Source organism: Streptomyces sp. NPDC054841 (assembly GCF_053611045.1).
This window is the reverse complement of record NZ_JBSGZO010000088.1, coordinates 1-24,037: the sequence shown is the minus strand read 5'-3', so window position 1 is coordinate 24,037 and position 24,037 is coordinate 1. Positions and strand designations below refer to the sequence as shown.

Here is a 24,037-nt window from a genome sequence, read left to right as displayed (position 1 = left end):
GCGCTGGCCTGGCCGAAGACCACCGCGCGCGCCGCCATCAGGGGCTCGACGCCCTTCGCGCCGGGGCGGCGCTCGCGCTGGGCGCGAAGGCGGGCGCGAAGCGAGATCGCGGTCGCCGCGAGGACCGCGGCGATCGCCGCCAGGACGATCGGCGCGGCCAGCGGCACGCTCGGCAGGGTGCCGATCGAGTCCCACAGGCGGGCGCCGCCCCAGGACAGCACCCCGGCCACGGCGAAGAGTCCGGCCAGCACCCCGAGCCGTAGTTGCTTCACCGCGTGTCCTTCGTCTTGGGAGTCTGGGCGTGTGGGCAGGTCGTACCGTGCCGACCCCAAGAGCCTAACGACTACTCGGGCAGGCGGAGTTCCAGGTCGGCGCGCGGCGCGACGCCCTCCCGGCCCACGCTCGCGAGCAGCTCGGCGACCGGCCCGCGGCCCGGCACCTGGGCCTCGGGCTCCACGTCGTGCCACGGGGCGAGGACGAAGGCCCGCTCATGGGCCCGCGGGTGCGGCAGGGTCAGGACCGGGTCGTCGGAGACCACATCCGCGTACGCCACGATGTCCACGTCGATCGTGCGCGGCCCCCAACGCTCCTCGCGCACCCGGTCGAAGGCCTCCTCGATGGCCTGGCCGCGCTCCAGCAGGGAGCTGGGCGGCAGGGTGGTCTTCACCACCACCACCGCGTTGAAGTACGCCGGCTGGGAGCCGGGCTCGACGCCCCACGGCTCCGTCTCGTACACGGGGGAGACCGCCTTGACCCGCACGCCGGGCGTGTCCTCCAGCGCGTCGATGGTGCCCTGGAGCGTCTCCAGCCGGTTGCCCAGGTTGGAGCCGAGCGCGATCACGGCCCGTTTCGGATTGGACAGGGTGACGTCCGCCGCGTCGACCTGCTCGACCACGGCGGCGGGTACGGGCTGCACGGTGGGATCGCTCATACTCGGCTCCGGGTGATCGTGATGGTCACGTCGTCGAACGGGACGGTGATCGGGGCGTCCGGCTTGTGCACGACCACCTCGACCTCCTGGACGCCCGCGTGCTTGAGGCACTGCTGGGCGATGCGCTCCGCGAGCGTCTCGATCAGATCCACCGGCTCGCCCTGGACGACATCGACGACCTCCTCCGCCACCACGCCGTAGTGAACGGTCTTCGCCAGGTCGTCGTCCGCCGCCGCGGGGCGGGTGTCGAGGCCGAGCACCAGGTCCACGATGAAGGTCTGGCCCTCCTCGCGCTCCCGGGGGAAGACGCCATGGTGCCCGCGGGCCTTGAGGCCGCGCAGCGCGACACGATCCACGCGAATCACTCCTGCTGTCGTAGGTCCTGCGCGCACGCAGCCGCGTGCGGGCGGCAGCAGTGCACTGAATCGAATCTACCTGCGAGCACCGACAACGCCCGCCCACGGGGGCTATGGACAGACCCGTCGGCGACTGGTAGCCGCGCCTACCCCGCAGGTGCGAAATCGAACCTCCACAAGCGCGTTTACCCACTCAGGAGGGGGACTCGTCGTTCTCCTCCTCCTCGGATTCGGCAAGTACGGGTGACCCGTGGTGTGACCAGATTCTCCATCCGTGCGGTGTGCGGCGGAACACATTCGTGGCCACGACCAGCTGCCCGACGAGTGGCCCGAGCTCGCCCTCCTGCTCCGCCGGCGCGCCGCTGAGGATGTTCTCGGTGCAGGTGACGACGGCCGTGTCCCCGGCCACACTGACCCGGACATCGGTCAGGAAGAACTGGATGTACTCGGTGTTCGCCATGATCAGGGCGTACGAACGGAGCACCTCGCCGCGCCCGGACAGCACCGGCCACCCGGGGTGCACGCACGAGATGTCGTCGCCGCCCGCGCCGTCCAGCCAGAGCGCGGAGACCTCCTCGAAGTCACCGCGCTCCATCGCCTCGTAGAAGGCGGTGTTGGCCTCCTCGACCTTTTCGACGTCGGTACGAGGTGTCACAGTGCCGTTCCGATCTTCCCCAGAGCCGACGTCCGGACGGGAGTACCCCCGGCGGAGGCACGCGGCGGACCGCCTGCCCTCAGGCACACAGGCGCGGTCTTGACGACTGTCTGCGGGGTGGCCTCGCCTGCGTCGCTCACTGTGTTTTTCCGTTCGCTTCTCCGCCGGCTCGGCGCAGAGGTGCGGGTTTGACGGCTGTCTGCGGCCGGGTGGCCTCGCCTGCGTCGCTCACTGTGTTTTTCCGTTCGCTTCTCCGCCGGCTCGGCGCAGAGGCGCGGCCTTGGCGACTGTCTGCGGCCCGGTGGCCTCGCCTGCGTCGCTCACTGTGCTCCCTCTACGGCCCGGGCCACCCGTACCGCGTCCGCCGTGGCTCGTACCTCGTGGACTCGGACCGCCCACGCGCCCTCGTGAGCGGCGATCGCGGAGACCGCGGCGGTGGCCGCGTCGCGCTCCCGGGCGGGCGGCGGGGTCGCGGCGCCGCCGGCCAGCACATGGCCGAGGAAGCGCTTGCGGGAGGCCGCGACCAGCAGCGGGCGGCCGAGCCCGCGCAGCGCGGCGAGGTGGGCGACCAGCGCGAGGTCGTGCTCTGCCTGCTTGGCGAAGCCCAGGCCGGGGTCGACGACGATCCGCTCGGGCGCGATACCGCCCGCGACCACCGCGTCCATCCGTTCCCGCAGCTCCGCGACGACCTCGGCGACGACGTCCGCGTACACCGCCCTGCTGTTCATGTCCTCGCTGAAGCCGCGCCAGTGCATGACGACGAAGGGCACCTCGGCGGCGGCGACGGCCCGGACCATCTCCGGGTCGGCGAGGCCGCCGGAGACATCGTTGACCAGCACCGCGCCGGCCGCGACCGCCTGCGCGGCGACCGAGGCGCGCATGGTGTCGACGGAGACGGTGACGCCCTCGGCCGCCAGACCCCGTACGACGGGGATGACGCGCCGCAGCTCCTCGTCCTCGTCCACCCGGGTGGCGCCGGGCCGGGTGGACTCACCGCCCACGTCCACGAGGTCGGCGCCCTCGGCGACCAGGTCGAGACCGTGCTTGACGGCGGCCGTGGTGTCGAACCAGCGGCCTCCGTCGGAGAAGGAGTCGGGCGTCACATTGACGACTCCCATGACCGCACAGCGGTCCCACTCCGGCAGGCCCACGGCCGTGCCCCGTCCGCGCAACGTACTCATACGACCAGCCTAGGCCCGTATACCGCTCTCCTATGCCGCCGCCGCTGCGGCTATGCCGCGCGGGCCTCGTGTTCGCCGGCGGTGGCCGGGCGGATGTGGGCGCAGGGACGGGGCGCGGGTGCCGGCCGGCGGCGGCGGAACGGGCGCGGCAGGGCGAAGGTCACGAAGCCCTCCGCCTGCATCGCGGCGAAGCCGATGCGCGGCAGGTCGCGGGTGTTGCGGAAGACCACGAAGCGCGGCTCCCAGCGCGGCCGGAACTTGGCGTTGAACTTGTACAGCGACTCGATCTGGAACCAGCGGGAGAGGAACACCAGCAGTCCGCGCCAGGTGCGCAGCACAGGGCCGGCGCCCAGCTTCTCGCCGCGGGCGAGCGCCGAGCGGAACATCGCGAAGTTCAGCGAGACCCGCTCGATGCCGAGCTTGGGGGAGGCCTGCAGCGCGGCGACGATCAGCAGCTCGTTCATGCCGGGGTCGGCGGAGCGGTCGCGGCGCATCAGGTCCAGGGACATGCCGTCCGTACCCCAGGGGACGAAGTGGAGGACGGCCTTCAGGTCGCCGTACGGGCCCGGCTCGCCCTCGTCCTGCTTGTGGGCGGTGGCGATCACGCTGTCGCCGTCGGAGGGGTCGCCGATCCGGCCGAGGGCCATGGAGAAGCCGCGCTCGGTCTCGGTGCCGCGCCAGTCGTCCGCGGCCTGGCGTATCCGCTCCAGCTCTCCTTCGGAGAGGTCACGGACGCGGCGTACGCGGGTCTCGTAGCCGTTGCGCTCGATGCGCTTCACCATCTGGCGCACGTTCCGCATGGCGCGCCCGGTCAGCGAGAAATCCGCGACGTCCACCACCGCCTCGTCACCGAGTTCCAGGGCGTCCAGGCCGGTCTCGCGGGTCCAGACCTCGCCGCCGGTCTCGGAGCAGCCCATGACGGCGGGGGTCCAGGAGTGGGCCTTGGCCTCGTCCATGAAGCGCTCGATCGCGCCGGGCCAGGCCTCGACGTCGCCGATCGGGTCGCCGCTGGCGAGCATCACACCGGAGACGACGCGGTAGGTGACGGCGGCCTTGCCGCTGGGGGAGAAGACGACGCCCTTGTCGCGGCGGAGCGCGAAGTGGCCGAGGGAGTCGCGGCCGCCGTGCTTGGTGAGCAGTTCGCGCAGCCTTGCCTCGTCGTCCTCGGTGAGCCGGGCGGCCGGGTGCTCGGGGCGGAAGGCCAGGTAGATGGTGGTGATGGCGGTGAGCAGGCCGAGCGCGCCGAGTGAGTAGCCGACGGTCCAGTCGACTCCGGCCTCGTAGTCGACTGGTCCTTCGAAGCCGAAGAGGCCGTACAGGACGTGCTCGAGGCGGTCGGTGAGGCTGGGGTTGCCGATCACCTTGCGCGGATGGGCGCTGACGATGACCAGACCGAGGCCCAGCGAACCCGCGCCCATCAGAACGAAGTTGGCGAGGGCCCGCCAGCGGCTGCTCGGGTCGGGCAGCGCCGCGAACTGGCTGCGGTGGCGCAGCAGAAGCGCGAGCAGCACCAGCGACAGCAGGACGCCGATGACCGAGTCCCGGTAGACGAACTGGGCGGCGGCGCCGGCCGGCAGCAGGACGATCGCGGCGCGCCAGGCACGCCGCTTGTGCCGCTTGAGGCCGTGCGCGAGAAGCAGCAGCAGGACGCCGGCGCTGAGCGAGAGCGCGGCGGCGAAGGGGCCGAGGGCGCCCGGGAGTACCTCGGCGAAGGCGTGCATCCGGCTGTGCCGGAAGCGCGGGAAGACACCGGCGACGATGTCGATCAGGCCGATGAAGGTGCAGGCCGTGCCGACGAGCGCAGGTACGGATTCGGCGCGCGGGCCGCTGAGGATCCGGCGTACCGCAACCGGAACCAAGCCCGACTTATCCCCATCTATCGTGACAGACATCGCTTCCCGTGGCTCCGAGAGAGATCGTGAGTCCTCGGCCGCAGAACAGTCGGCCCGGACAATTTGCGCTCTCTAGGACGGGACTTCGGGGCGGCGGGTTCACTCGCACTCAGAAAATTCTCACGGAAGAAGCTCGATAGCCTCATGGGTCTCACCAGTAACAAGGTTCTGGCGCTGGCCGTTCTGGCCGCAGTGGCTCTCTTCGCCGCGACGATCTGGCTCTGGCCGCGGCTGTCCCGCCGCGGCTGGCGAGCCGTGCTCGGAAGGGTGGGGTTGCTGCTGGTGACCCAGCTGGCGCTGTTCGCCTCGGTCGGCCTGGCCGCCAACAATTCCTTTCTGTTCTACGGCTCCTGGGCCGACCTCTTCGGCCAGGAGCAGGACATGGGCGTGGTCGTCGACCACTCGGCCGGCGGCAAGCGCATCAAGGTGGTCGGCAAGCAGAAGCTGGACGTCCCGGGCGGCTCGCGGCCGGCCACCGGCGGACAGATACAGAAGATCGTGCTCCACGGTGAGAAGTCGGACATCAAGAGCCCCGCGTACGTCTATCTGCCGCCCGAGTACTTCCAGCCCGCGTACGCGAAGAAGACCTTTCCCGCGGCGGTGGTCCTGACCGGCTACCCGGGCACCGCGGAGAACCTCCTCAAGGGCCTCAAGTACCCGAGGACGGCGTACCAGCAGGCCAAGGACGGAAAGATGCAGCCGATGATCCTGGTGATGCTGCGGCCGACCGTCGCGCCGCCCCGGGACACCGAGTGCGTCGACATTCAGGGCGGACCCCGGACCGAGACGTTCTTCGCCAAGGACCTGCCGGCCGCCGTGTCGGCGTCGTACCGCGTCGGCACCAAGCCGCGGAACTGGGGCTTCATCGGCAACTCGACGGGCGGCTACTGCGCGTTGAAGATCGCCATGCACCACCCCGAGCAGTTCGCCGCGGGCGCGGGTCTCTCCGCGTACTACAAGGCCGCCGAGGACCCGACGACCGGCGACCTCTTCCGCGGGAACAAGAGCGAGCGGAACCGGGCCAATCTGCTGTGGAGCCTGGACCGCCGGCCGCAGGGCGCCTCGTCGTTCCTGGTCACCACGTCCAAGGAGGGCGAGGGCAACCTCAAGGGCACCCTCGACTTCATCAAGAAGGTGAAGGCGCCCGCGCGGGTCTCGTCCATCACGCTCGACAGCGGCGGACACAACTTCAACACCTGGCGCCGCGAGATCCCGCCGGCCCTGGTGTGGATGAGCGGCCGGCTCAGCGCGGTGTAGCCGCCTTCACCGTTTCCACGGTCTCCAGCTCCACCTCGGTACGCGGGATGTCCTGGGCGTCGGCGTCGATGGAGCGGCGCAGCGCCTCGTGCAGCCGCGCCGGGGTCAGGACGCCGAGGAAACGTCCCGTCTCCTCCTTGTCGATGACGGCGATCCAGCCGGCGTCGTGCTGCAGCATCGTCGAGAAGGCCTGCTTCAGGGAGGCGCCGACGGGCAGCCAGGCCTCCATGCGGCGGGCGTGCTCGCGCACGGAACCGCTGCGGGCGGCGTGCTCGGCGGAGATCCAGCCGTGCAGATTGTCCTCGTGGTCCAGGACGACGGCCCAGCGGGAGCCGAGCGTGCGGGGCAGCGGGTCGTCGAGGTGCACCACCGGGGGCTGTTCGAGGTCGCCCTCCTCGATCGGGGTGACGGACAGCCGCTTGAGCCCGCGGTCCGCGCCGACGAAGTCCGCGACGTACGGGGTGGCCGGGGTGCCGAGCACGGCGGCAGGTGCGCCGAACTGCTCGATCCTGCCCTGCCCGTAGACGGCGATACGGTCGCCGAGCCGGACCGCCTCCTCGATGTCATGGGTGACGAAGAGGACCGTCTTGCGGACGGCGGCCTGCAGCTTGAGGAACTCGCTCTGCAGATGGTCGCGTACGACGGGGTCGACGGCGCCGAACGGTTCGTCCATCAGCAGGACCGGCGGGTCCGCCGCCAGCGCCCGGGCCACGCCCACGCGCTGTCGCTGGCCGCCGGAGAGCTGCTCGGGGTAGCGGTCGCCGTAGACGCTGGGGTCCAGACCGACGAGATCGAGGAGTTCGGCGGCGCGCTCGCGGCCCCTGGCGCGCTTCCAGCCCAGCAGATGAGGCACGGTCGCGGTGTTCTCCAGGACCGTTTTGTGCGGGAAGAGCCCGACCTGCTGGATGACATAGCCGATACGGCGGCGCAGCTCGACGGGGTCGATATCGGATATGTCGTCCCCGTCGAGGTATATCCGCCCCTCGGTCGGCTCGATGAGCCGGTTGACCATCTTCATCGTGGTCGTCTTGCCGCAGCCGGAAGGTCCGACGAGCGTGACCAGTTCGCCGGCGGCCACCTCGAAGGAGAGGTCGTCGACGGCGGTGGTGCCGTCCGGATACCGCTTGGTGACGTGCTCGAATCGGATCATGGTTCCCCATTGTGACGGGTCACGGCGGGGCTTGTGTGAAGGCCGTGTTGCTGGAACGCGAAGCTCCTCGGCGATTGTCAGTGGCGGGGGATAGGGTCGGTTTCCGGTCGAACAAGTCGAACGCCGGATCGGGGGTGGGGCATATGGCCGGTCAAAGCTGCCTGGTGGCGAACGACTGGATCTGCGGCGAGTATCTCCGTTCCCGCAGCGGGGAATTGATCGACGCGACGGTCCAGCATGTCTGGATCACCGTGGTCTCGGTCGCGATCGGGCTGGCGGTGGCCTTTCCGCTGGCGCTGCTCGCGCGCAGCCACCCGCGCCTGTCGGGCCCGGTCCTCGGTCTGACGACGGTGCTCTACACCGTTCCGTCGCTGGCGATGTTCTCGCTGCTGCTGCCGTTCTTCGGACTCTCCGCCGCCCTGGTGATCACGGGCCTGGTGCTCTATTCGCTGACGATTCTGGTGCGCAACATCCTGGCGGGCCTGGAAGCGGTGCCCGACGAGGCACGCGAGGCGGCTCGCGGCATGGGGTACGGGCCGGGCAGGCTGCTGTGGGAGGTCGAGCTTCCGCTGGCCCTGCCGGCGCTGATGGCGGGACTGCGGATCGCCACGGTCTCGACGATCGCGCTCACCACGGTCGGCTCGATCGTGGGCCGCGGCGGCCTGGGCAACCTCATCGAGGACGCGTTGCCCAGCTTCTTCAAGGCACAGGTGCTGACCGCGTCCGTGCTCTGTGTACTGCTGGCCGTCGCCGCCGATCTGCTGCTCCTGGGCGTGCAGCGCCTGCTCACGCCCTGGACCCGAATACGGGCCGCCGGGACCCGGGGGGCCCACTGATGGACGTACTGGCCAAGAGCTGGACCTGGCTGACCGCGACCGCCAACTGGTCGGGGGAGAGCGGTGCCTGGCACCGGCTCGGGGAGCATCTGTACGTCAGCGGGACCGCCCTCGCCCTGGCCTGTGCCATCGCGCTGCCGATCGCGCTGTACCTGGGACATATCGGCCGCGGCGGCGCGATCGCCGTGAACATCTCGAACGCGGGCCGGGCCGTTCCCGTCTTCGCGGTGCTCGCGCTCTTCATGGTGACGCCGCTGCGCAGCGCCGGCTATGTCCCGACGATCACCGCACTGGTGCTCTTCGCCGTGCCTCCGTTGCTCACCAACGCCTATGTGGGCATGCGGGGGGTGGACCGGGCCGTGGTGGAGGCCGCGCGGGGCATGGGGATGTCCGGCCGGCAGCTCTTCGTGCGGGTCGAGCTGCCGCTCGCGTACCCGATGGTCATGACCGGGCTGCGCTCGGCCGCGGTCCAGGTCGTCGCCACCGCGACGATCGCGGCGATGGTCGGACAGGGCGGCCTCGGCCGGATCATCACGGCCGGGTTCAACACGTACAACACTCCGCAAGTGGTTGCGGGCGCCCTGCTCGTGGCCGTGCTCGCCCTCCTGGTGGAGGCCGTGCTGGTGGTGGTGGACCGCTTGTGCAGTCCCCTCCGGAAAACCGTGTGACGACTCACTCCCTTGGATGGTGACCTGATGAGCAAGACCTCGCGCATCGCGGGTGTGGTTCTGGGCGTCGTGGCCCTCGTCGGCTCGCTCGCCGCGTGCGGCGGCGACAGCCTGGAGCAGGAGAAGGGGAGCTCCGGAGGCTCGGGCGGTGACGCGGGCGGCGGAAAGAAGGGCTCGCTCGTCGTCGGCGCCGCGGCCTTCACGGAGTCCAAGGTGCTGGCCGAGCTCTACGCCCAGGTGCTGCGCGACGCCGGATACAGCGCGTCGGTGACGACTGTGAAGAACCGCGAGCTGTACGAACCGTCCCTCGAGAAGGGTGAGATCGACGTCGTACCGGAATATGCGGCGACGATCGCGGAATTCCTCAACGCGAAGGTGAACGGGCCGAAGGCACCCGAGGAGAAGCCCGTCGCGTCGAGTGATGTCGCCGCCACCGTCGCCGGTCTGGAGAAGCTCGCGGCGCCGCGCGGTCTGAAGGTGCTGCCCGCCGGAGCGGCCGTCGACCAGAACGCGTTCGCGGTGAGCAAGGAATTCGCCGAGAAGAACAAGCTCAAGACCCTTTCCGATCTCGGCAGGTCGAAGATCAAGGTCAAGGTCGCGGCCGGTGACGAGTGCGAGGTGCGGCCGTTCTGCGCGCCGGGTCTGAAGAAGACCTATGGCATCGATGTGGCGGGCGTGGACCCGAAGGGCGTCGGCACGCCGCAGGCCAAGCAGGCGGTCAAGGACGGTGAGGACCAGCTGGTGCTGACCACCACGACCGACGCCACGCTGGAGAGCTTCGGCCTGGTGCTGCTGGAGGACGACAAGAAGCTCCAGAACGCTGACAACGTACTGCCGGTGGTCAATGCGAAGGACGCGGGCGCGCAGGAGATAGCCGACGCGCTCGGCGCGCTTTCCAAGGCGCTGACGACGCCGGATCTCGTCGAGCTGAACCGGAAGGTGGACGCGGAGCGGGCGAAGCCCGAGGACGTCGCGAAGGAGTATCTGGAGTCCAAGGGTCTGATCAAGAAGTAGCCGCGGAAGGGCGGCGGATAGCGGAAGGGCGGCCGCGGACAAAGGGAGCCGGCCCGGTATGCCGAAGGGATGTGTCCTTGTGGCGAAGAGATTGCCGGGCTGACCCCCCAATCGTCACCTACGCACGGTAAATTTCAGGCCATGCCACGTGGACGCCACCGCCATTCCCCACCTCTGCACAGGCTCCTTCCGCCTTCCGCGGTCGCCGGAGCCTCGGTGCTCTGTGCCGCCGGCGCCTGGCTACTCGCGGATCCGGTCGTGCTTCGCACCCTGGTCGCGGCCGCTGCCGCCGCTGCGGTCACCGGCGCTGTCCTCATGCGCAGTTGGGACCGGAGCGCGGGCCGCCGCGTCGCCGAGCTCACCCGCGCCCGCGCCAGCGACGCGTGGAAGACCGAGGAGCGAATAGCCGAGCTGGAGACCGATCTCGACGAATCCCGCGAGCTGCGCGCCAAGCTCGACGCGAAACTCCGCTCGAAGCGGGTCGAACTGGCCGGGTTGCGCAACGAGCACGCCGCGCTGCTCCGGCGGTACGCGACCGCCGAGACCGAGCGGGCCACCGCGCTCGAAGGCCGCAGGCAGCTCGCGCTCGAAGCGGCCGCGCCCAAGGAGCTGCCCCCGGCCGGTTCCACGCCGACGCCGTCCGCGTATCTGCGGGCGTCCAAGGCGCTGGACGACCTGTCGCGCAATGCCGCGGCGCAGGAGGCCAGGCGCACCGTCGAGGAGGCCCGCAAGCGTGATCTGGCCGAGCGGGCGCGAGAGGCGGACGAGCCGCAGGGGAAGCACGCGGCGGTCGCCGGGGGAGAGCAGCACGCCCGCCCGTCGTCCGCCGTTCCCGCCACACGGGTGCCGGTCGCCGCGGCGATCGTCCCGTACTCCGCGCAGCGCCGCCGGGCACCGCGCCCCCAGGGCGGCTTCGACTTCTTCGGCACGCAGGCAGGGCAGGCTGCGCAGGCCACCGCGACCGCCGGTACCACGGGTACCGCCGGTTCTGCCGGGAAGAAGCCGGTCGCGGCTCTCGAACCCGCCCAGCTCGCCTCGGTCCAGAACGAGGACCTGGCGGACGTGGTCGGCGAGGAGGCCCTGGCCGAGGCCGGGGGTACCGCCCAGGCGCAGCTCTCGGGGAGCATCGAGGACCGCGCGGTGGGCGAGGTCATCGATCTGACGGAGCACGACGAGACCGAGCAGCTGGACGTGGCGGAGCTGCGCAGCGCGATTTCCTGACGGCGATGTCCTGACGGCGATGTCCTGACGGCGATGTCCTGACGGTGATGACCTGACGGTGATGTCCTGACCGCGATGTCCTGACGGCGGTCAGGACATCGCCGTCCTGGCCGTGGTTTCCTGCGCGAGTGCGCGGCCCCGCAGCGCGCTCGGCCGCCGGCCGCTACTTGTCGATGTCGCCGACGACGAAGAACAGCGATCCCAGGATCGCCACCATGTCGGCGACCAGCGTGCCCGGCAGCAGCTCGGTCAGCGCCTGGATGTTGTTGTACGAGGCCGAGCGGAGCTTGACGCGGTACGGCGTCTTCTCGCCCTTGGAGACGAGGTAGTAGCCGTTGATGCCCAGGGGGTTCTCGGTCCAGGCATACGTGTGGCCCTCGGGGGCTTTCAGCACCTTCGGCAGCCGCTGGTTGACCGGCCCGGGTGGCAGCTCGGCCAGCCGGTCCAGGCAGGCGTCCGCCAGCTCCAGCGAGTTGTGCGTCTGGTCCAGAAGGCACTCGAAGCGTGCCAGGCAGTCGCCCTCGGTGCGGGTGGCGACCTTCAGGGTGTCCTGGAGCTCGCCGTAGGCCAGATACGGCTCGTCGCGCCGGAGGTCGAAGTCGACGCCGGAGGCGCGCGCGATCGGTCCCGAGACTCCGTACGCGTGCGCGGTCTGCGGGGTCAGGACGCCGATGCCGCGGGTACGGCCACGGAAGATCTCGTTGCCGACGACGAGCCGGTCGTACACGTCCATGCGGGAACGGACTTCGGCGATCGCAGCCCTGGCCCGGCCGGTCCAGCCGGCGGGGAGGTCCTCCTTGAGGCCGCCGACGCGGTTGAACATGTAGTGCATCCGGCCGCCGGAGATCTCCTCCATGACGTGCTGGAGGTCCTCCCGCTCACGGAAGGCGTAGAAAATCGGGGTGATTCCACCCAGTTCGAGGGGGTACGACCCAAGGAACATCAGGTGGTTGAGGACGCGGTTCAGCTCGGCCAGGAGCGTACGCAGCCAGACCGCACGCTCAGGGACCTCCATGCCGAGCATGCGCTCGACGGCCATGACGACGCCCAGCTCGTTCGAGAACGCGGACAGCCAGTCGTGGCGGTTGGCCAGCATCACGATCTGCCGGTAGTCGCGCGCCTCGAAGAGCTTCTCCGCGCCGCGGTGCATGTAGCCGATCACCGGCTCGGCGTGCTGGATGCGCTCCCCGTCCAGGACGAGACGAAGGCGCAGCACGCCGTGCGTGGAGGGATGCTGCGGCCCGATGTTCAGCACCATGTCGGTGCTCTCCGCCGCGCCGCCGATGCCGAACGTCGTCTCCGTCATGGGCGACAGTATCCCTCGCGGGGGTGAGTGGGTGCGGCCCTGCCCAGCGGGTGGACGCGCCCCGGCCGGGGCTCCGCCCCCGGGATCCGGCCTGTGCGGCGATCGAGGACGCGACCGAAGGCCGTACGGGGGTCTGGGGTCTTGCCCCATAGGTCTTGCCCACGGGTACGGGCGGGCCAAGTACGGGAAGCGGCGGGGGCGGGTACGGGAACGGGCGAGCCGGGCACGGGAACGGGCAGGCCAGGTACGGGTACGGGCGGGGCAAGTACGGGAAGCGGCGACGCCAGGTACGGGAAGCGGCGGGGGCTTCGGCGGCGGGCCCCGTTCACCCCGCCGGGACCGGCTGCAGCAGCCAGGTGAAGTCGCCGAGGCCGCCGCGCGCGGTCAGCTCGGCGGCCTCGCCCGCCGATGCCAGGGCGCGGACGTACGCCGTGGGGTCCGAGGAGGCCAGGGCGAGCGGCGGACGCCCGCCCGAGACGCCGAGGCGGTGGAGAGCCTCGCGCTGGCTGACCAGCTCGGCGCCGGGCCCCGCGCAGGCGTCCAGGGCGACGTGCGCGGTGATGTCGCAGCTCCCGTCCGGCACCGGCTGGGTCTCGCGGCCCGAGCGGAATCCCGTCAGCGTGCCGAAGGGCGGCCGGGCGTCGGCGTCGTGCGCGTAGTCCACGGCGACCGCGAGCCCGGCGTCCAGCGTGGCGACCGCGGCCGCCCACGCCTCGTCGCGCGGCCGGCCGATCTCCGCCCGTGCCCCGGGCCCGGCCATCGGCCACCAGCGGTCGAGCCACTCGGCGTCCGGCCCGGTCACCGGATCCCCGAGGCGCTCCTCGCCGTCCGCGCGGACCAGGACGTACCGCGCGACGCCCGAACCGTCCGTCTCGGCGATGTCCACCGGGACGTTGTCCAGCCACTCGTTCGCGAAGAGCAGCCCGGACACCCCGGCCGGGGGCCACTCGCTCCACTCGATGCGTGTGTCGAGGCCGTCGGGCCGGGCGGCGCGCTCGACGGCGTACGCCCGTACCGGAAAGCCCTCCGGCAGCGCCGCGAGCACCCCGCTCAGCAGCTCCCCGCGACCCGCACCCATGTCGACCAGCGCGACCTCGGCCGTGCCCGGAGCCAGCGACTCGGCGGTCTCCGCCAGCAGCCGGGCGACCGCACCGGCGTAGATCGGTGAAGCGTGCACGGACGTACGGAAGTGCCCGGCCGGTCCCTCGGGCCGCCGGTAGAAGCCCGCCGGCCCGTACAGCGCGCGCTCCGTCGCCTCCCGCCACGGGATCCATTCGGCACCGCCCGGCCGGCCCGTCTCTTCCGCCACCTCATACGTCACGTGGCTCCACCTCATACGTCACGTGCTCCCACCTCATACGTCACGTGGCCCAGTCTCCACCTTGGGGAGTAGGCATTCCCCGACCGGATCGACCCTCCGGTTGACCCATGGACCTTTCCGGCTTGCCTACGCTGGGTCACGTGCAGCGCCTCTACGATTTCCTCCGCAGACACCCGACGGGCGTCGACAGCTTCTGGGCTGTGATGCTCTTCGGGTTCTCCATGCTGTGGGTCGTCCAGGTGGACGTCGGGGCGGAACCGCGCGGCGTGGCCGCCGTCATCGTCCTGCTGCTGTGCCTCGCCGTCGCACTGCGCCGCCGCATGCCCGAGAAGGCGCTGCTGCTCGTGGCCGGCCTCGGCGCCGCCCAGCTCGCGCTGGACATCAGAGCCAACCCGGCCGACCTCGCGATGCTGGCGATCATCTACACCGTCGCCGCGCACGACGGACCGCGCTGGGCCTCCCGCCTCGCCCTGCTGGGCGGTCTGTCCGCGGCCACGCTCGCCCAGATCCGCTGGCCGGAGGAGAGCGTCGGCATCGGCGGGCGGATCTTCTTCGGTGTCGTCATGACCGTCCCGTTCGTCCTGGCCTGGGTGCTCGGCGACTCGATGCGTACCCGCCGCGCCTACTTCGCCCAGCTCGAGGAGCGGGCCTCGCGGCTGGAGAAGGAGCGTGAGGCGCAGTCCAAGGTCGCCGTCGCCGCCGAGCGCGCCCGTATCGCCCGTGAGCTGCACGACGTCGTCGCGCACAACGTCTCGGTGATGGTGGTCCAGGCCGACGGTGCCGCGTACGTTCTGGACGCCGCGCCCGACCAGGCCCGGCAGGCGCTGGAGACCATCTCCAGCACCGGCCGCCAGGCACTCGCCGAGATGCGCCGGCTGCTGGGCGTGCTGCGCACGGGCGACGCCCCGGAGAGCGGGGAGTACGTGCCGCAGCCCGACGTCGAGCAGATCGAGGACCTGGTCGAGCAGGTGCGGAGCGCGGGCCTGACGGTCGACTTCAAGATCGAGGGCACCCCGCGCCCGCTGCCCAGCGGCGTGGAGCTCACTGCGTACCGGATCGTGCAGGAGGCCCTCACCAACACCCGCAAGCACGGTGGTCCGGATGCCGGGGCGAGCGTCCGGCTGGTGTACTTCGACGACGGGCTCGGGCTGCTCGTCGAGGACGACGGCCGGGGTGCGGCCCACGAGATGTACGAGGACGGCGGCGCCGACGGCAAGGGCCACGGCCTCATCGGCATGCGGGAGCGCGTCGGCATGGTCGGCGGCACGCTGGACGCCGGGCCGCGGCCGGGCGGCGGATTCCGGATCAGCGCCCTGCTCCCGCTCAAGCCCGCCCACTAGGCTCACCACGCACCGAGACGGCTGACCACGCCCCCCGAGACGGCTGACCACGCCCCCGAGACAAGGACTCCGTACATGACCATCCGCGTGATGCTCGTCGACGACCAGGTGCTGCTGCGCACCGGCTTCCGGATGGTGCTCGCCGCCCAGCCGGACATGGAGGTCGTGGCGGAGGCCGGTGACGGGGCCGAGGCGATCGAGATCCTCCGCTCGACGGCGGTGGACGTGGTGCTGATGGATGTGCGCATGCCGCGCCTGGACGGGGTGGAGGCGACCAGTCGCATCTGCGCCCAGCCCGGTGCGCCCAAGGTGCTGATCCTGACCACCTTCGACCTCGACGAGTACGCGTTCTCGGGGCTGAAGGCGGGTGCGAGCGGCTTCATGCTGAAGGACGTGCCGCCGGGCGAGCTGCTCGGCGCGATCCGTTCCGTGCACAGCGGTGACGCAGTGGTCGCGCCGTCCACGACGCGCCGGCTGCTGGACCGCTTCTCGCCGATGCTTCCGTCGACCAGCAAGGAGCCGCAGCACAAGGAGCTGGAGCGGCTCACGGACCGCGAGCGCGAGGTCATGCTCCTCGTCGCCCAGGGCCTGTCGAACGGTGAGATCGCCGCCCGGCTGGTGCTGTCGGAGGCCACGGTCAAGACCCATGTGGGGCGCATCCTCACCAAGCTGAGTCTGCGGGACCGGGTACAGGTCGTGGTCCTCGCGTACGAGACCGGCCTGGTGCGGGCGGGCGGCGGCGCGGGCGCCTGACCCGCTTCGACCGGCCGGGTCGATCGGCTGGGTCGACCGGCCGGGTCGACCGGGCAGGGTTGACTGATCCGGCTCGACTGATCCGGCTCGACTGATCCGGCTCGACCGATCCGGGCCGGCCGACCCAGGTCGACTGATCGGGAGATCGCCCGCTTCGCGCCGGGCGTACCTGTGCGCCGCTTCCACGGGCCTCAGCGCAGGACGGTCTCCAGGAAGTCGCTGCCCAGCCGGGCCACGACCGAGACGTCCAGCTGGTGGAGCACGTACCGGCCGCGCCGCCGGGTCGTGATCAGACCGGCCTTCTTCAGGACCGACAGATGCCGGGAGACCTCCGGCGCGGTGATGCCGTGCGCGTCGGCCAGCTCGCCCGTCGTGTACGGCGCGCGGGCGAGGTTGCGGCACAGCCGCAGGCGCATGGGGTGGGCGAGCGCCTGCATCCGCAGTGTGAGCAGCTGTACGGAGGCGGGGCCGGGGAGTTCGGGGGTGGCGACGGGGTACTGCACGACCGGCCGCCAGCCGGGGGCGTGCAGCACCATCAGATGCGGCCAGCCGAAGCTGGACGGCACGAAGGTGACCCCCGCACCGACGGCCGGGTCCACGGCGGTCGTGTGGCCCACCGTGAGCTTGTCGGCCTCGATACGGCCCGTCGCGTCGTTGAGCGAGAGCGCGGGGGACACGGCGCGCAGCGCCTCCGCGAGGCCCTTGCGGCGCAGTAGGTCGGTCTTGTGGCGGGCGTCGGCGGCGAGCTGGGTGCGGACGCGGTTCCAGGTGTCCGCGAAGAACGCCTGCTCGCAGTCTTCGAAGAGGCGCCGTATCCAGGCGCGTACGGAGGCGGGGTCGTCCAGCAGCCGCCGGGCGAAGTCGAGCTGCTTGGGGCCGCGGGTGGCGGCGAGCTCCAGCGCACGGTCGCGGTCCACGGGGCCGCCCGTGGCGTACCAGGCCGAGCAGGTGAACTCCATGGTGCAGGCGATGAATCGCTCGTCGTCGAGCCGGTCGATCATGTCGAGCTCTTCGGCGAGGGTGGTGCCCGTGCGGCCGTCGCCGCCGCGGACGCCGGAGAACGGCAGGAACACGTCCGAGAAGGTCGACGTCCAGAGGAACTCCGCCTCGTGCAGCCGGTCGGCAAGGTCGGGCTTCAGCGCGGCGGCGGTCGCCGTCGCCCAGCCGTGCAGCCCCGGATGATGCCCGGGCTCGGCCAGCGCGTGCAGCGCCACGCCCAGCTCGGCGAGGGGTGATATCTCGAAGACGATGCGCTCGGGCGGCAGGCCCGCGATGTCGATGGTGACGCTCACATCCCCCATGGTGCGGGGTGGCGGTGGCGGCCGGTCGCGCCGATTGACGCCGATCGTCAATCGACGCGCCGCGGGGCGCCGGACCGGCGCAGCCTGAATCGCATGGACGTCATCCAGCAGCACATGCTCGACACCTGGCGGGCCGCCCAGCACGGTGAAACTGCCCCGCCGCTCCCCGGCCGCGACGACCTGTCCACGGTGAGGGCTCTCCGTGAGCTCCACCGCTTCCATCAGGTCCTCGCCGGCTGCCCCGTCGGCCCCGGCCTCCGCGCGCCGCTGACCCGTCTTCTCCGCCGCAAAAGCCCCCACTGGCCGTAGGGCCTGTCGTTCGGATCTTGCCGGGCTCGCGTGCCCTGGCACGCGCTCCCCCAGAGCTTCGCCTGGGGGGACCCCCAGCTGCGTTGTCGTCAGTCGCCAATGTCCCCCGTAGCCCTTCGGGCACGGGAGGTACCCCCACCGCAGTGGCTCCTTCCTCCGCCTTGCATCTGCACGCGCCGGACCCCGCTCGCCCCGCGGCGGTAGCCGCAGATGTCGCTGCCGGCCTGATCCGAACGACAGGCCCTAGTTGTGAGTCAGGACACAGTCATTCGCTCGCATGGCCCGCAATCAGGCGTGGCAGACTGGCCCTGTATCAGCAGCAGCGCACTCCGGGGTCGGTGTAATTCCGAACCGGCGGTTACAGTCCGCGACCCGTCCGCATCCAGCGGTCGGTTGACCAGGTGAAATTCCTGGACCGACGGTGAAAGTCCGGATGGGAGGCAGTGCGCGGTGGGCGACCCTCGTGGTCCGTCGGCCGTCTGTGGCTGATCGTCCTTGCGGGAGATCCTCAAGGACGGTCGGTTCCGTCGGGTCCGGCGCTCCCGTGAGGTGTTGTTCCGCTTTCTCTGTCGTCATCGACAGCCCCGGAGTCCGTGCCCGAAGAGGCAGGAGGACCCGGTGGCCACCGCAGCCGACGCAGACGCGATGCGCCGAGCCATTGAGCTCGCCGCCCGTGGACTCGGCTCCACCAGCCCCAACCCGGTCGTCGGGTGCGTCATCACCGACGCGTCCGGACAGCCCGTGGGCGAGGGGTTCCACCAGCGCGCCGGCGGCCCGCACGCCGAGATCCACGCCCTCCGTGACGCGGGCGAGCGCGCCCGCGGCGGCACCGCGTACGTCACCCTCGAACCCTGCAACCACACCGGTCGCACCGGCCCCTGTGCGCAGGCGCTCGCCGACGCCGGGATCGCCCGGGTCGTGTACGCCGTAGCCGACCCGAACCCGCAGGCCACCGGCGGTGCCGACACACTGCGCGCGGCCGGCGTCCAGGTCGGGTCCGGGCTCCTCACCGACGAGGCCGAGGCCGGCAACATCGCCTGGCTCACCTGCGTACGCCTGGGCCGTCCCTACGTCCTGTGGAAGTACGCCGCCACCCTCGACGGCCGGATCGCCGCCGCCGACGGCACCAGCCGCTGGATCAGCTCCCCCGAGTCCCGCGCCGACGTCCACCGGCTGCGCGCCGAGGCCGATGCCGTGATCGTCGGCTCCGGCACGGCCCGCGCCGACGACCCGCACCTCGCCGTGCGCGGTGTGGACGGCGCCGTACAGCCACTGCGTGTCGTCGTCGACACCGACGCCGCCGCCGTGAAGCCCGGCGCCCGCGTCCTCGACGACGCCGCACCGACCCTGATCGCGGTCGCCGAGGACGCGGAGAGCGACCACCTCCCGGACGTCCTGCGGCTACCCAGGGACGGCCGCGGTCTGTCCGTCACCGCACTGCTGGACGCCCTGTACGAACGAGGCGTCCGCTCCGTACTCCTCGAAGGCGGACCGGCCCTCGCCGGGTCCTTCGTCTCCGCGGGAGCCGTCGATCGAGTCGTCGGCTACCTCGCGCCCGTACTTCTCGGCGCGGGCCGCCCGGCCCTCGCCGACGCCGGAATCACCACCATCACCGAAGCGTTGCGGCTCGACGTGACCGAGACCGTACGGATCGGCCCCGATCTTCGCATCACCGCGACCGTCCCCAAGGGAGCTTGAGTGTTCACCGGAATCGTCGAAGAGCTGGGTGAGGTCGCCGCGGTCGAGGACCTCGGCGACGCCTCCCGCTTCCGCCTGCGCGGCCCTGTCGTCACCGACGGCGCGCAGCACGGAGACTCCATCGCCGTCAACGGCGTGTGCCTCACCGTCGTGGACACCGCCGACGGCGAGTTCACCGCCGACGTGATGGCCGAGACGCTGAACCGCTCCAGCCTCGGTGCGCTCGCCGCCGGCTCCCGCGTCAACCTGGAACGGCCGATGGCCGTCGGCGGCCGGCTCGGCGGCCACATCGTCCAGGGACACGTCGACGGCACCGGCACCATCGTCGAGCGCAAGCCGTCCGAGAACTGGGAGATCGTCAAGATCTCGCTCCCGGCGGACCTCACCCGGTACGTCGTCGAGAAGGGCTCCATCACCGTCGACGGAGTCAGTCTCACCGTCGTCGACGCGGGTCCCGACTACTTCACCATCAGCCTGATCCCCACCACCCTCGCGCTGACCACGCTCGGCATCAAGCAGCCCGGCGACCCGGTCAACCTCGAGGTCGACGTCATCGCCAAGTACGTCGAGCGGCTGCTCGGCGCCGACGCCGAGGAGAGCGCGAAGTGAGCGCCCTGGACTGGCTGAACTCGGAGGCCTTCACCGCCTTCGGCCAGCACATCAAGTGGTCCGACATGATCGGCAACATCGTCGGCCTGACCGCGCTCGCGCTCGGCTGGCGGCGCTCGATATGGACCTGGCCCGCCCAGTTCGCCTCCGGCGTCATCCTCTTCGCCGCGTTCGCCACGTCCCACCTGACGGGCAGCGCCGGCAAGCAGGTCGTCGTCATGGCCGTCGCGGCATGGGGCTACTGGCAGTGGACCCGCGGCCGGCAGCAGGCCCAGGACGGTTCGATCGCCGTCCGCTTCGCCACCTGGCGCGAGCGCGGGGTGATGGCCGGCGCGGCCGTCCTCGGCACCCTCGCCGTCGGCGGGCTGTTCACCGCGTACCCGTCGCTGTCCTGGGACCCGTGGCCCGACGCGTACATCTTCGTCGGCACGCTGGTCGCCATGTACGCCCAGGCGCGCGGCATGGTCGAGTTCTGGTTCGCCTGGCTGCTCGTCGACCTGGTCGGCGTACCGCTCAACTTCGCCAACGGCTTCGCCTTCTCCGGCTTCGTCTACGTCATCTACGGCGCGCTCGTCCTGTGGGGCCTGCGCGACTGGTGGCTCCGGTCCCGCACCACCGTTCTGGAAGGAGCGGCAGCATGAGTGCTCTGCCCACCTGGTACCCGACGGACAACGACGACACCGAGGGATTCGCCCTCGACCCCGTCGAGCAGGCCATCCGTGACATCGCCGCGGGCCGGCCCGTCGTGGTCGTCGACGACGAGGACCGTGAGAACGAGGGCGACCTCGTCATCGCCGCCGAGAAGGCCACGCCCGAGATCGTCGCCTTCATGATGAGCGAGTGCCGCGGGCTGATCTGCGCGCCCATGGAGAGCGACGAGCTGGAGCGACTTCAGCTGCCGCAGATGGTCGACCACAACACCGAGTCGATGAGCACGGCCTTCACCGTCTCCGTCGACGCCGCCCCCGTGTACGGCGTGACCACCGGCATCTCCGCCGCCGACCGGGCCACCACCCTCCAGCTGCTGGCGAGCGGCACCGCCGCGCCGACCGACTTCGTGCGCCCCGGCCATGTCTTCCCGCTGCGCGCCAAGCCCGGTGGTGTCCTCGTGCGCAACGGCCACACCGAGGCCGCCGTCGACCTCGCCCGGCTCGCGGGACTGCGCCCCGCCGGAGCGATCGTGGAGATCGCCGGCGAGGACGGCGTCATGCTGCGGCTGCCCGAATTGATCCCGTTCGCCCGCAAGCACGGCCTTACGATCATCTCCATCGAAGACCTGATCGCCTACCGCCGCAGCTCCGAGCCGACCGTCCGCCGCGAGGCCGAGGTCAGCCTGCCCACCGCGCACGGCGCCTTCACGGCGTACGGCTACCGCTCCACCGTCGACGGAGTCGAGCATGTCGCCCTCGTCCACGGCGACATCGGCGACGGCGAGGACGTCCTCGTCCGGGTCCACTCCGAGTGCCTGACCGGGGACATCTTCCACTCGCTGCGCTGCGACTGCGGCCCCCAGCTGCAGGCTTCCATGGAGCGCATCACCGAGGCCGGGCGCGGAGTGGTCGTCTATCTCCGCGGCCACGAGGGCCGCGGCATCGGTCTGCTGTCCAAGCTGCGGGCCTACGAACTGCAGGAACGCGGCCGCGACACGCTGGACGCCAACCTGGAGCTCGGCCTGCCCGCCGACGCCCGGGACTACGCCGCGGGCGCGCAGATCCTCGTCGACCTCGGCGTACGCAGCCTCCGGCTGATGACCAACAACCCCGACAAGATCAGCGCGCTGGTGCGGCACGGTCTGAAGGTCGAGGGCCGCGAGGCCATGCCGGTGCAGGCGGGCGAGCACAACCTGCGGTATCTGCGGACCAAGCGGGACCGGATGGGACACGATCTGCCCTGGCTCGACGCCGCCACCGCGTCGACCTGCGGCAACCAATAAGCCAGCAGGACAGCAAGACAGCAAGCCAGCAAGACAGCGAGACAGCAAGAAACGGAACGAGGAGAAACGTGAGCGGCAAGGGCGCACCCGAACTGTCCGTACGCAACTGCGGAGACCTCCGCGTGGCGGTCATCGCGGCCCAGTGGCACGAGAAGGTCATGGACGGACTCGTCGACGGCGCCCTGCGCGCCCTGCACGAGCTGGGCATCGACGAGCCGACCCTGCTGCGGGTCCCCGGCAGCTTCGAGCTGCCCGTCGTCGCCAAGGTGCTGGCCGGCCGGGGCTATGACGCGGTCGTCGCGCTGGGCGTCGTGATCCGTGGCGGAACCCCCCACTTCGAGTACGTGTGCCAGGGCGTCACCCAGGGCCTCACCCAGGTCTCCATCGACACGGGCGTCCCCATCGGCTTCGGCGTACTGACCTGCGACACCGAGGCGCAGGCGCTCGACCGGGCCGGGCTGGAGGACTCCAACGAGGACAAGGGACACGAGGCGGTCACCGCCGCCGTGGCCACCGCGGCGACGCTGCGTTCAGTATCTGAACCCTGGCGCTGAGGAGAGGCCACTTCCGCGTAGGGTGGGACCACCATGTCCAAGAAGACTTTCGAGGAGCTCTTCGCCGAGCTCCAGCACAAGGCCGCCAATGGCGATCCCGCCACCTCCCGCACCGCCGAGCTGGTGGACAAGGGTGTCCATGCCATCGGCAAGAAGGTCGTCGAGGAGGCCGCCGAGGTGTGGATGGCCGCCGAGTACGAGGGCAAGGAAGCCGCAGCCGAGGAGATCTCGCAGCTGCTGTACCACGTCCAGGTGATGATGGTCGCCCGGGGGATTTCCCTCGACGACGTCTACGCCCACCTCTGATACGCACCCTCTGAGCAGAAGCCTCAGACAGGTTCCCACTCTCCAAGCAAAGGAAGCCCGCCTCATGCTGCGCATCGCCGTCCCCAACAAGGGTTCACTCTCCGGACCTGCGGGGGAGATGCTCCATGAGGCGGGCTACCTCCAGCGCAAGGACTCCAAGGAGCTTGTGCTCGTCGACCCCGAGAACGAGGTCGAGTTCTTCTATCTGCGCCCCCGCGACATCGCGATCTACGTCAGCTCGGGCCGCCTCGACATCGGCATCACCGGCCGCGATCTGCTCCTCGACTCCGGCGCGAACGCCGAGGAGATCCTCCAGCTCGGCTTCGCCCGCTCGACCTTCCGCTACGCCACCAAGCCCGGTACCGCCTCCGGCGTCGAGGACTTCGGCGGGCTGACGATCGCCACCTCGTACGAGGGCATCGTCGCCAAGCACCTCGCGGACAACGGCATCGACGCCTCCGTCGTCCACCTCGACGGCGCCGTCGAAACCGCGATCGAGCTGGGCGTCGCCCAGGTCATCGCCGATGTCGTGGAGACCGGCACCAGCCTGCGCAACGCCGGACTCGGCGTCATCGGTGAGCCGATCCTCACCTCCGAGGCCGTCGTCATCCGCCGCACGGGTGCCAAGGCGGACGATCCCAAGGTGCAGCAGTTCCTGCGCCGCCTCCAGGGCGTCCTCGTGGCCCGCAGCTACGTGATGATGGACTACGACTGCCGCGTCGAGAACCTGGAGCAGGCCGTAGCCCTCACCCCGGGCCTCGAATCGCCGACCGTCTCCCCGCTGCACAACGAGGGCTGGGTCGCCGTCCGTGCGATGGTCCCCGCCAAGGAGGCGCAGCGGATCATGGACGACCTCTACGAGCTGGGCGCCCGCGCGATTCTGACCACGGCGATCCACGCCTGCCGTCTCTGAGGATTGGCACGGATCATGACTGTGGAACAACAGGAGCTTCCCACCCTGCCCGTGACCTTCAGGCCGACCCGCACCCGGGCCGTCCTGCTGTCGGTCGGCACGGTGATGTTCGCCGTCATCACGGCCGTCGCGCTCGCGCTGGAGAAGCTCGGCCCGGGTGAGCGGATCAGCTTCATCTTCACCGCGGCGGTCTTCTTCGGCGTACTGGCCCTGCTCAGCCGTCCCAAGGTCGTCGCCGACGACCAGGGCGTCACCGTCGTCAACCTCACCCGCAGCCGCCGGCTGGAGTGGGCGGAGATCCTCCGTGTCAACCTCCGACCGGGTGACCCCTGGGTGTTCCTCGATCTGAGTGACGGCACCAGCCTCCCGGTCCTCGGAATCCAGCCGGGAATCGCCCGTCAGCACGCGATCCGTGACGCACGGGCCCTGCGCGCCCTCGCCGAATCCAGGGGATCCGGCACGGACAACGGCTGAGCCCCTGCCCCGCGGGGCAGGCTCGTGATTACTCTTGAGGCGGAGGCGCCGAGTGCGCC

The 24,037-nt window shown here is 70.8% G+C and carries 26 protein-coding genes and 1 riboswitch; of the genes, 16 read left to right on the top strand and 10 right to left on the bottom strand.

Annotated features, from left to right (window positions below; all coding sequences use genetic code 11):
* The 6 genes from ACWGI8_RS15075 to ACWGI8_RS15050 form a co-directional block, all read right to left on the bottom strand.
* Positions 1–272 (bottom strand): DUF3180 family protein (locus ACWGI8_RS15075; RefSeq protein ID WP_453661065.1); only part of this gene is annotated, 272 nt, incomplete at its 3' end.
* A 71-nt stretch (positions 273–343) separates the two neighbouring features.
* Entirely contained in the window at positions 344–931 is a 588-nt protein-coding gene (gene folK, locus ACWGI8_RS15070; protein WP_453661063.1) for a 2-amino-4-hydroxy-6-hydroxymethyldihydropteridine diphosphokinase, read from the bottom strand.
* Positions 928–1,287, bottom strand: coding sequence for a dihydroneopterin aldolase (folB, locus tag ACWGI8_RS15065; RefSeq protein ID WP_453661061.1), 360 nt, complete (start codon positions 1,285–1,287; stop codon positions 928–930). Before folB ends, folK begins: the two co-directional genes overlap by 4 nt.
* A gap of 193 nt (positions 1,288–1,480) precedes the next feature.
* Positions 1,481–1,942 (bottom strand): nuclear transport factor 2 family protein, encoded by a 462-nt coding sequence (locus tag ACWGI8_RS15060; RefSeq protein WP_453661059.1) that lies wholly within the window; start codon positions 1,940–1,942, stop codon positions 1,481–1,483.
* Between the two features lie 320 nt (positions 1,943–2,262).
* Positions 2,263–3,123 carry a dihydropteroate synthase gene (gene folP / locus ACWGI8_RS15055; RefSeq protein WP_453661057.1) on the bottom strand — a complete coding sequence of 287 codons (861 nt, stop codon included), beginning with the start codon at positions 3,121–3,123 and terminating at the stop codon, positions 2,263–2,265.
* A gap of 50 nt (positions 3,124–3,173) precedes the next feature.
* Positions 3,174–5,015, bottom strand: a complete 1,842-nt coding sequence (locus ACWGI8_RS15050; protein WP_453661056.1) for a phosphatidylglycerol lysyltransferase domain-containing protein — start codon at positions 5,013–5,015, stop codon at positions 3,174–3,176.
* 144 nt (positions 5,016–5,159) lie between these two features.
* Here ACWGI8_RS15050 and ACWGI8_RS15045 point away from each other — a divergent pair, with 144 nt between their 5' ends.
* Positions 5,160–6,272: an alpha/beta hydrolase gene (locus ACWGI8_RS15045; protein WP_453661054.1), complete on the top strand. Its 1,113-nt coding sequence runs from the start codon at positions 5,160–5,162 to the stop codon at positions 6,270–6,272.
* Here the strand turns inward: ACWGI8_RS15045 and ACWGI8_RS15040 are convergent.
* A complete protein-coding gene (locus ACWGI8_RS15040; RefSeq protein WP_453661052.1) occupies positions 6,259–7,422 on the bottom strand; it encodes an ABC transporter ATP-binding protein in 1,164 nt (387 codons plus the stop codon). The genes ACWGI8_RS15045 and ACWGI8_RS15040 overlap by 14 nt on opposite strands.
* 143 nt (positions 7,423–7,565) lie before the next feature.
* Between ACWGI8_RS15040 and ACWGI8_RS15035 the strand changes: the two genes are divergently transcribed.
* The 4 genes from ACWGI8_RS15035 to ACWGI8_RS15020 all read left to right on the top strand — a co-directional run bounded on the left by ACWGI8_RS15035 (position 7,566) and on the right by ACWGI8_RS15020 (position 11,161).
* Entirely contained in the window at positions 7,566–8,258 is a 693-nt protein-coding gene (locus tag ACWGI8_RS15035; RefSeq protein ID WP_453661050.1) for an ABC transporter permease, read from the top strand.
* Positions 8,258–8,926 carry an ABC transporter permease gene (locus ACWGI8_RS15030; protein ID WP_453661048.1) on the top strand — a complete coding sequence of 223 codons (669 nt, stop codon included), beginning with the start codon at positions 8,258–8,260 and terminating at the stop codon, positions 8,924–8,926. The genes ACWGI8_RS15035 and ACWGI8_RS15030 overlap by 1 nt, the downstream gene beginning before the upstream one ends.
* 27 nt (positions 8,927–8,953) lie before the next feature.
* Positions 8,954–9,940, top strand: a complete 987-nt coding sequence (locus ACWGI8_RS15025; protein WP_453661046.1) for an ABC transporter substrate-binding protein — start codon at positions 8,954–8,956, stop codon at positions 9,938–9,940.
* A gap of 141 nt (positions 9,941–10,081) precedes the next feature.
* Positions 10,082–11,161, top strand: a complete 1,080-nt coding sequence (locus tag ACWGI8_RS15020; protein ID WP_453661045.1) for a hypothetical protein — start codon at positions 10,082–10,084, stop codon at positions 11,159–11,161.
* 163 nt (positions 11,162–11,324) lie between these two features.
* On the opposite strand, the gene ACWGI8_RS15015 is transcribed toward ACWGI8_RS15020, so the two are convergent.
* Together ACWGI8_RS15015 and ACWGI8_RS15010 are read right to left on the bottom strand one after the other, a co-directional pair.
* The gene (locus ACWGI8_RS15015) at positions 11,325–12,467 is read right to left on the bottom strand and encodes an NADH-quinone oxidoreductase subunit D (protein WP_453661043.1); all 1,143 of its coding nucleotides are present in this window, start codon (positions 12,465–12,467) and stop codon (positions 11,325–11,327) included.
* A 325-nt stretch (positions 12,468–12,792) separates the two neighbouring features.
* Complete coding sequence (locus ACWGI8_RS15010; RefSeq protein WP_453661041.1) at positions 12,793–13,788, bottom strand: SAM-dependent methyltransferase; 996 nt, start codon at positions 13,786–13,788, stop codon at positions 12,793–12,795.
* Positions 13,789–13,928: 140 nt separating this feature from the next.
* Here ACWGI8_RS15010 and ACWGI8_RS15005 point away from each other — a divergent pair, with 140 nt between their 5' ends.
* Both ACWGI8_RS15005 and ACWGI8_RS15000 read left to right on the top strand, forming a co-directional pair.
* On the top strand, positions 13,929–15,128 hold the full coding sequence (locus ACWGI8_RS15005) for a sensor histidine kinase (RefSeq protein WP_453661040.1): 1,200 nt from the start codon (positions 13,929–13,931) through the stop codon (positions 15,126–15,128).
* A 75-nt stretch (positions 15,129–15,203) separates the two neighbouring features.
* Positions 15,204–15,881: a response regulator gene (locus ACWGI8_RS15000; protein ID WP_453661038.1), complete on the top strand. Its 678-nt coding sequence runs from the start codon at positions 15,204–15,206 to the stop codon at positions 15,879–15,881.
* A 191-nt stretch (positions 15,882–16,072) separates the two neighbouring features.
* On the opposite strand, the gene ACWGI8_RS14995 is transcribed toward ACWGI8_RS15000, so the two are convergent.
* Positions 16,073–17,182, bottom strand: coding sequence for a DUF5937 family protein (locus ACWGI8_RS14995; RefSeq protein WP_453661036.1), 1,110 nt, complete (start codon positions 17,180–17,182; stop codon positions 16,073–16,075).
* 93 nt (positions 17,183–17,275) lie between these two features.
* Here ACWGI8_RS14995 and ACWGI8_RS14990 point away from each other — a divergent pair, with 93 nt between their 5' ends.
* The 9 genes from ACWGI8_RS14990 (at position 17,276) to ACWGI8_RS14950 (ending at position 23,978) form a co-directional block, all read left to right on the top strand.
* Entirely contained in the window at positions 17,276–17,491 is a 216-nt protein-coding gene (locus ACWGI8_RS14990; RefSeq protein ID WP_453661034.1) for a hypothetical protein, read from the top strand.
* 320 nt (positions 17,492–17,811) lie between these two features.
* Positions 17,812–17,942, top strand: a riboswitch (FMN riboswitch).
* 167 nt (positions 17,943–18,109) lie between these two features.
* Positions 18,110–19,189: a bifunctional diaminohydroxyphosphoribosylaminopyrimidine deaminase/5-amino-6-(5-phosphoribosylamino)uracil reductase RibD gene (gene ribD / locus ACWGI8_RS14985; RefSeq protein WP_453661032.1), complete on the top strand. Its 1,080-nt coding sequence runs from the start codon at positions 18,110–18,112 to the stop codon at positions 19,187–19,189.
* Complete coding sequence (locus tag ACWGI8_RS14980) at positions 19,190–19,798, top strand: riboflavin synthase (RefSeq protein ID WP_453661030.1); 609 nt, start codon at positions 19,190–19,192, stop codon at positions 19,796–19,798.
* Between the two features lie 5 nt (positions 19,799–19,803).
* Complete coding sequence (locus tag ACWGI8_RS14975) at positions 19,804–20,439, top strand: nicotinamide mononucleotide transporter family protein (protein ID WP_453661067.1); 636 nt, start codon at positions 19,804–19,806, stop codon at positions 20,437–20,439.
* Positions 20,436–21,731, top strand: a complete 1,296-nt coding sequence (locus tag ACWGI8_RS14970; RefSeq protein WP_453661028.1) for a bifunctional 3,4-dihydroxy-2-butanone-4-phosphate synthase/GTP cyclohydrolase II — start codon at positions 20,436–20,438, stop codon at positions 21,729–21,731. Before ACWGI8_RS14975 ends, ACWGI8_RS14970 begins: the two co-directional genes overlap by 4 nt.
* Positions 21,732–21,799: 68 nt before the next feature.
* Entirely contained in the window at positions 21,800–22,285 is a 486-nt protein-coding gene (ribH, locus tag ACWGI8_RS14965; RefSeq protein ID WP_453661026.1) for a 6,7-dimethyl-8-ribityllumazine synthase, read from the top strand.
* Between the two features lie 33 nt (positions 22,286–22,318).
* Complete coding sequence (locus ACWGI8_RS14960) at positions 22,319–22,591, top strand: phosphoribosyl-ATP diphosphatase (RefSeq protein WP_093658196.1); 273 nt, start codon at positions 22,319–22,321, stop codon at positions 22,589–22,591.
* Between the two features lie 64 nt (positions 22,592–22,655).
* A complete protein-coding gene (gene hisG / locus ACWGI8_RS14955; protein WP_385418458.1) occupies positions 22,656–23,504 on the top strand; it encodes an ATP phosphoribosyltransferase in 849 nt (282 codons plus the stop codon).
* Positions 23,505–23,519: 15 nt separating this feature from the next.
* Positions 23,520–23,978 (top strand): PH domain-containing protein, encoded by a 459-nt coding sequence (locus tag ACWGI8_RS14950; RefSeq protein ID WP_453661025.1) that lies wholly within the window; start codon positions 23,520–23,522, stop codon positions 23,976–23,978.
* Positions 23,979–24,037 lie beyond the last annotated feature (59 nt).

What these genes read in the sequence shown, in the direction of transcription:
- folK (WP_453661063.1), bottom strand. Translation starts at nt 931, where the DNA reads ATGAGCGATCCCACCGTGCAGCCCGTACCCGCCGCCGTGGTCGAGCAG.
- folP (WP_453661057.1), bottom strand. Translation starts at nt 3,123, where the DNA reads ATGAGTACGTTGCGCGGACGGGGCACGGCCGTGGGCCTGCCGGAGTGG.
- ACWGI8_RS15050 (WP_453661056.1), bottom strand. Translation starts at nt 5,015, where the DNA reads ATGTCTGTCACGATAGATGGGGATAAGTCGGGCTTGGTTCCGGTTGCG.
- ACWGI8_RS15045 (WP_453661054.1), top strand. Translation starts at nt 5,160, where the DNA reads ATGGGTCTCACCAGTAACAAGGTTCTGGCGCTGGCCGTTCTGGCCGCA.
- ACWGI8_RS15040 (WP_453661052.1), bottom strand. Translation starts at nt 7,422, where the DNA reads ATGATCCGATTCGAGCACGTCACCAAGCGGTATCCGGACGGCACCACC.
- ACWGI8_RS15035 (WP_453661050.1), top strand. Translation starts at nt 7,566, where the DNA reads ATGGCCGGTCAAAGCTGCCTGGTGGCGAACGACTGGATCTGCGGCGAG.
- ACWGI8_RS15030 (WP_453661048.1), top strand. Translation starts at nt 8,258, where the DNA reads ATGGACGTACTGGCCAAGAGCTGGACCTGGCTGACCGCGACCGCCAAC.
- ACWGI8_RS15025 (WP_453661046.1), top strand. Translation starts at nt 8,954, where the DNA reads ATGAGCAAGACCTCGCGCATCGCGGGTGTGGTTCTGGGCGTCGTGGCC.
- ACWGI8_RS15020 (WP_453661045.1), top strand. Translation starts at nt 10,082, where the DNA reads ATGCCACGTGGACGCCACCGCCATTCCCCACCTCTGCACAGGCTCCTT.
- ACWGI8_RS15015 (WP_453661043.1), bottom strand. Translation starts at nt 12,467, where the DNA reads ATGACGGAGACGACGTTCGGCATCGGCGGCGCGGCGGAGAGCACCGAC.
- ACWGI8_RS15000 (WP_453661038.1), top strand. Translation starts at nt 15,204, where the DNA reads ATGACCATCCGCGTGATGCTCGTCGACGACCAGGTGCTGCTGCGCACC.
- ACWGI8_RS14995 (WP_453661036.1), bottom strand. Translation starts at nt 17,182, where the DNA reads ATGGGGGATGTGAGCGTCACCATCGACATCGCGGGCCTGCCGCCCGAG.
- ACWGI8_RS14990 (WP_453661034.1), top strand. Translation starts at nt 17,276, where the DNA reads ATGGACGTCATCCAGCAGCACATGCTCGACACCTGGCGGGCCGCCCAG.
- ACWGI8_RS14970 (WP_453661028.1), top strand. Translation starts at nt 20,436, where the DNA reads ATGAGTGCTCTGCCCACCTGGTACCCGACGGACAACGACGACACCGAG.
- ACWGI8_RS14960 (WP_093658196.1), top strand. Translation starts at nt 22,319, where the DNA reads ATGTCCAAGAAGACTTTCGAGGAGCTCTTCGCCGAGCTCCAGCACAAG.
- hisG (WP_385418458.1), top strand. Translation starts at nt 22,656, where the DNA reads ATGCTGCGCATCGCCGTCCCCAACAAGGGTTCACTCTCCGGACCTGCG.
- ACWGI8_RS14950 (WP_453661025.1), top strand. Translation starts at nt 23,520, where the DNA reads ATGACTGTGGAACAACAGGAGCTTCCCACCCTGCCCGTGACCTTCAGG.